Genomic DNA, 5,343 nt, shown 5'->3' with positions numbered 1-5,343 from the left:
GGACTTACACTGCCTGTCTGCTGGAACTCAAGCGGATACGATTCAGTTGAATTCCTTAAACTTCTTGACGGCTTAGTTACTATCTGGCTTCCGGATCTTAAAACATTAAGTTCAGAACTTTCAAAATCTCTCTGTGCAGCTGAAGATTATCCTCAAAAGGCAAAAGAAGCTGTAAAATGGATGATTGAACATAATCCTTTGAACCTTACATCGGTCAAAAAAGAAATTGACGGTAAAATCATCGAAAAAGACAAAATCTTGCAGGGTGTTATCGTACGTCATTTATTTTTACCTGGAAAATTCTTTGAAACTGCAGACGTACTTGAATGGCTTAAACAGAATGCCGACGGAAAAGCAATAATTTCTTTGATGAGCCAGTACACGCCGGTTCCTTTCAAAGACACAGAAGAAAATCTTCAAAAACGAAAAAGCTCTCTTTCTGTAATCGAAAACCGGCTGGTTTCAGAAAGCGAAGATAAAGATTTACGCGATTTAATCGAAGCCTACGACTTTGACTATCTTTTCTATCAGGATTTATGCAGCGATACAGAATGGCTTCCCGACTTCGAAAAAAAACAGCCGTTCAGTTATAAGCTTGCAAAACCCGTCTGGCACTGGAAGTATGAATGGTGCTGATTTAAAGTTTTACTTTTAATCATTTTATGATATACTTAAAATATGGTTAAAAGAAAAACTGGTATTGCTGTTCCTCTAGGCGCTTTAAGAAGCGAATCTTCTCCAGTAATTGGTGAGTTTACATCACTTATGGAGTTTGCAAATTTTGCTTCAAAGGCACATATCTCAATAATCCAGCTTCTTCCAGTTTTAGATACAGGCACACAAACTTCGCCATACAGTTCTCTTTCTGCCTTTGCCTTAAATCCAGTCTATATCAATCTTACTATTCTCGAAGAATTTCAAAAATGCTACGACAAAGATTCTGTTTTTAAAAGAACATACGACTTATACCTTCAGCACAAAAAAGACGAACGTTTTGATTACGGATTTATTTCAGATACAAAAGATTTTCTGCTGCGAAAAATGTTTTCCCTGCTGACAAACACCATCGGTACCAAAGATATCAAACAAATGCAGTTAAATATTTTAAATTTTATTGATGAACATAAATCATGGCTCCCCTATTACTGCGTTTATAAATACCTTAAATATAAATTTGTTCAGGCAGGCTGGAAAGAATGGAAAAAGCCTTATCAAAAAATGACACAAGAACAGATTCTTGAAATATGGAATACAAAGTCTATTGAAAAAGATCTTTATTTCTATGTCTGGGAACAATTCATTGCATATAAACAGTTGAAAATTGCTGCAGATTATGTAAAAAGCCTTGATATTATTCTGAAAGGGGATTTACCGATTTTATTAAACGAAGATTCCTGTGATGTCTGGGCGACTCCCGAACTTTTTAATCTAAAAATGAGGGCTGGTTCTCCTCCAGACGGTGATAATCCTGCGGGTCAGAACTGGGGATTTCCATGCTATGATTTTACATATCAGGAAAAAGATAATTTTTCATGGTGGAGAAAAAGACTTTCAACAGCCGCTATATTCTTTGATGCATACAGACTTGATCATATTCCGGGATTTTTCAGATTATGGTCAATTCCAGAAAATGAACTTACTGCTGAAATGGGACACACAGAGCCTTGTGCCACCGTCACAGAAGCACAGCTTTTAAAAGCAGGTTTTTCAAAAGAAAGAATCCGCTGGCTTTCTCAGCCTCATATTCCAACCGAAGATTTTATCCGGCTTATAGGAAACCCGGTAACGACACGGGAGATTTTAAGTCTTCTCTGTGAAAGAATCGGTTACGAAGAACTGTGGCTTTTTAAATCATCAATAAAATCAGAAATTGACATAAAAAAAATAAATCTCGATAAATACAATATTGATGTTTCTATTCAAATGGAAATTTTCAGAAGACTGGGTGCCTGGTGGAAAAACCGGACACTGCTTGAAATTTCAAAAAATAAATATCTTCCTCTCTGGAAATATAAAGAATCCCGTTCATGGGCAAGTCTTTCCGAAGATGAAAAATACAATCTTGAAGAACTTTTTGCAGAAATCAATAAAAAACAGGATAAATTATGGAAAAATCAGGCTGAAAAAATTTTTACAGCCTTTAAAAATGAATCGGATATGACCTTCTGCGGCGAAGATTTGGGTGCTTATATTCCATGCATGGAAAAGGTTCTCGATAAATTCGGAATTTTGGGGCTTAAAGTTATACGATGGTGCAGAAACTGGGAAAAACAGGAGCAGCCTTACTGTGACATTCATACATACAGAAAACTCAGTGTTGTTACAACAAGCGTACATGATTCGTCAACATTCAGAGACTGGCATGATAACGAAGTAAAACAAATTCTTATAGACATTCCGCATAAATACTCAGACTGTCTTATTGATGAATCCAAAAAATCAAACCTAAACTATTACATTCTTGAGCGGGAATATCAGAAAGTTTCTGAAAAAATGGATCCTGCAACATGTGAAAATCTTCTGTCAGCTTTTGCAAAGACAAGCGGCGTCTGGTTTATAAATCCACTTCAGGACTGGCTTTATCTTGATTCAAAATATTATTCAGATGATCCAAAAAAAGAAAGGATTAACATTCCGGGAACAGTTTCACAGTTTAACTGGACCTGGAGAATGCCTGTAAATATTGAAAAACTTTTTGAAAACGAAAAATTAATTGAAAAAATCAAAAAAATCGCAGAGATTCATGACGGTCAGTAAGTTTTTCGTGCATAACACAAAAATTATGCTATAATAGATAATCTTTATTTAAGAATTTTGGGGGGCTTTAATGACCTTTTCATATAACGAATTTCATATTGCTAAAACTGTCCGTGACGAATGTAATTTTTCTCAGTCTCTTTTTTCTTCGACAGGTAATGTAATAATCGCAAACCTCCGTGCAGTGCGTGATTTTCAGACAAAGTTTAATGAATATTTAGTCCGCCATAACCAGAATCAGATTTCAGCAGGCACTCTCAACGCAATGGGATTGCTCGACGAAATTTTCCATCTTGCATGTTACACTTACAGAAGACAGAAATACCCGGATGCTTTTAAAGAGCTTCTTTCTGATCTGGAAGCTTCATTCGGTAAAAGCGAAATCGATAAAATAATCCTCGATTTCTGTAAAGAATTTCCACCGACAGAAGTTTACAAAGGCAATATTTCTATCGAAGATTATCTAAACCTGGAGCTTACAGAGCGCAAAACCGGCCGCACAAGGACAAACCGCGAGCAGACTCTTGAAGAGCTGATTATGCTCCACTTAGACAACGAAAACCCGGCCTTTAAGCCTTTTATTTCACTTTTTGATGATTCACATCTTGCTGCAAATCCAAAATGGAATGCTGTATGGAGCCAGATTCAAGGCTACTTTAAAAAACTTCCATACTGGGGCACTTTCGGTCACGATTTAATTTCATTTTTACGAGAACCTGTAAACTTTGCGCCGGATAATCTTCAGGAACAGCTCAATTATGTGCGCGTTCACTGGGCAGATTTGCTTGTTCCAGGCGAAGGAGAAGGTGAAGATTACTGGCTTCGCCGTCTTTTAGCCGGAAGCGACCTTCTTAGTGAAGAATGGAAACCTGCATGGCATCCGACAAACGGCGGAAGCCCTGACATGTCGCCTCCGAACTACGACTATCTCATGCGCGAATACGAGCGTTTTTCTGACGACAAAGAATGGATGCCGCGCGTTGTTCTCATGGCAAAAACCGTTCTTGTATGGCTTTACCAGCTTTCAAAAAAATACGGCAGAGAAATTAACCGCTTAGACCAGATTCCGGACGAAGAACTTGACTTGCTCCGTGACGAAGGTTTTACAGGCTTGTGGCTCATCGGTCTCTGGGAGAGAAGCCCTGCAAGCCGCACAATCAAGCAGATTTGCGGAAACCCGGAGGCTGCGGCTTCGGCATATTCTCTTGATGACTATGAAATAGCCTGGAATTTGGGCGGATGGGATGCACTTGCAAACCTAAGAACCCGCTTGTGGCAGAGAGGAATCCGATTAGCAAGCGACATGGTTCCAAACCACACTGGAATGGATGCAAAATGGGTTGTAGAAAAGCCTGATTTATTCGTTCAGAGGCGCGACAATCCGTTCCCGCAGTACACTTACAACGGCGTAAATTTAAGCCACGACTCCAGAGTTGCAGTTTATCTTGAAGACCACTACTACTCAAAAAACGACTGTGCTGTCTGTTTTAAGCGCGTTGATACTCAGACCGGTGACACACGCTACATCTATCACGGAAACGACGGAACGGGAATGCCGTGGAACGATACGGCCCAGATTGATTTTTTGAATTCTCAAGCCCGAGAAGAAGTCATGCAGAAAATCCTTCATGTAGCCCGCAACTTCCCGATTATCCGTTTTGATGCTGCAATGGTTCTTGCAAAAAAGCATATCAAACGACTGTGGTATCCGGAGCCTGGAAAAGGCGGAGATATTGCAACCCGAAGCGAATTTGCTCTTACAGCCCAGCAGTTTGAAGACCGAATCCCGAACGAATTCTGGCGTGAAGTCGTTGACCGGGTTGCAAAAGAAGTGCCTGACACGCTCCTTCTTGCCGAAGCTTTCTGGATGATGGAAGGCTACTTTACGCGCACGCTCGGAATGCACCGTGTCTACAACTCTGCATTCATGAACATGCTCAAAAAAGAAGAAAACAACAAATACCGCCAGACTGTCAAAAATACAATCAACTTCGACCCGCAGATTTTAAAGCGTTATGTCAACTTCATGAACAATCCTGACGAAGAAACAGCGGTCGCACAGTTCGGGAAAGGCGACAAATATTTCGGTGTTGCAACCCTCATGGCGACAATGCCGGGTCTTCCGATGTTCGGCCACGGTCAAATCGAAGGCTTTGAAGAAAAATACGGCATGGAATACACCCGTGCCTACCGCGACGAAGTTCCTGACCAGTATCTTATTGACCGTCATAAACGTGAAATCTTCCCGCTGCTTAAAAAACGCTATCTTTTTGCAGGTGTCGAAGACTTTTTGTTCTACGATGTCTGGGACAATGGCAGTGTAAACGAAAATGTGTTCGCATACTCAAACCGCTGCGGCTCAGAATACAGTGTCGTCTTCTACAACAACAAATACGAACGCGCCCAGGGCTGGATCAAGCAGTCATGTGAATATGCAGTAAAAACCGGAAGCGGCGAAAACGACAAAAAACTTGTTACACGCTCGATTTCCGAAGGCTTAGGTCTTTGGGGCGAAGAAGATTTCTACATGATTTTCCGCGAAGACAGAAGCAATCTCTGGTATATCCGAAAATCAAAAGACATCTG

General features: G+C 40.3%; 3 protein-coding genes. All 3 read left to right on the top strand.

The features are described from left to right. A partial coding sequence (locus ACKI5B_RS12620; RefSeq protein WP_486401678.1) for a radical SAM protein occupies positions 1-636 on the top strand: 636 nt, incomplete at its 5' end. A 42-nt stretch (positions 637-678) separates the two neighbouring features. After that, on the top strand, positions 679-2,757 hold the full coding sequence (locus tag ACKI5B_RS12615; protein WP_407429309.1) for a 4-alpha-glucanotransferase: 2,079 nt from the start codon (positions 679-681) through the stop codon (positions 2,755-2,757). Positions 2,758-2,827: 70 nt separating this feature from the next. Next, positions 2,828-5,343, top strand: a 2,516-nt coding sequence (locus tag ACKI5B_RS12610; protein ID WP_407429307.1) for an alpha-amylase family glycosyl hydrolase, incomplete at its 3' end; no start/stop codon positions are given.

Source organism: Treponema sp. (assembly GCF_045657965.1).
Classification (GTDB): Bacteria; Spirochaetota; Spirochaetia; order Treponematales; family Treponemataceae; genus Treponema_D.
This window is presented reverse-complemented; position numbering and strand designations above follow the sequence as displayed.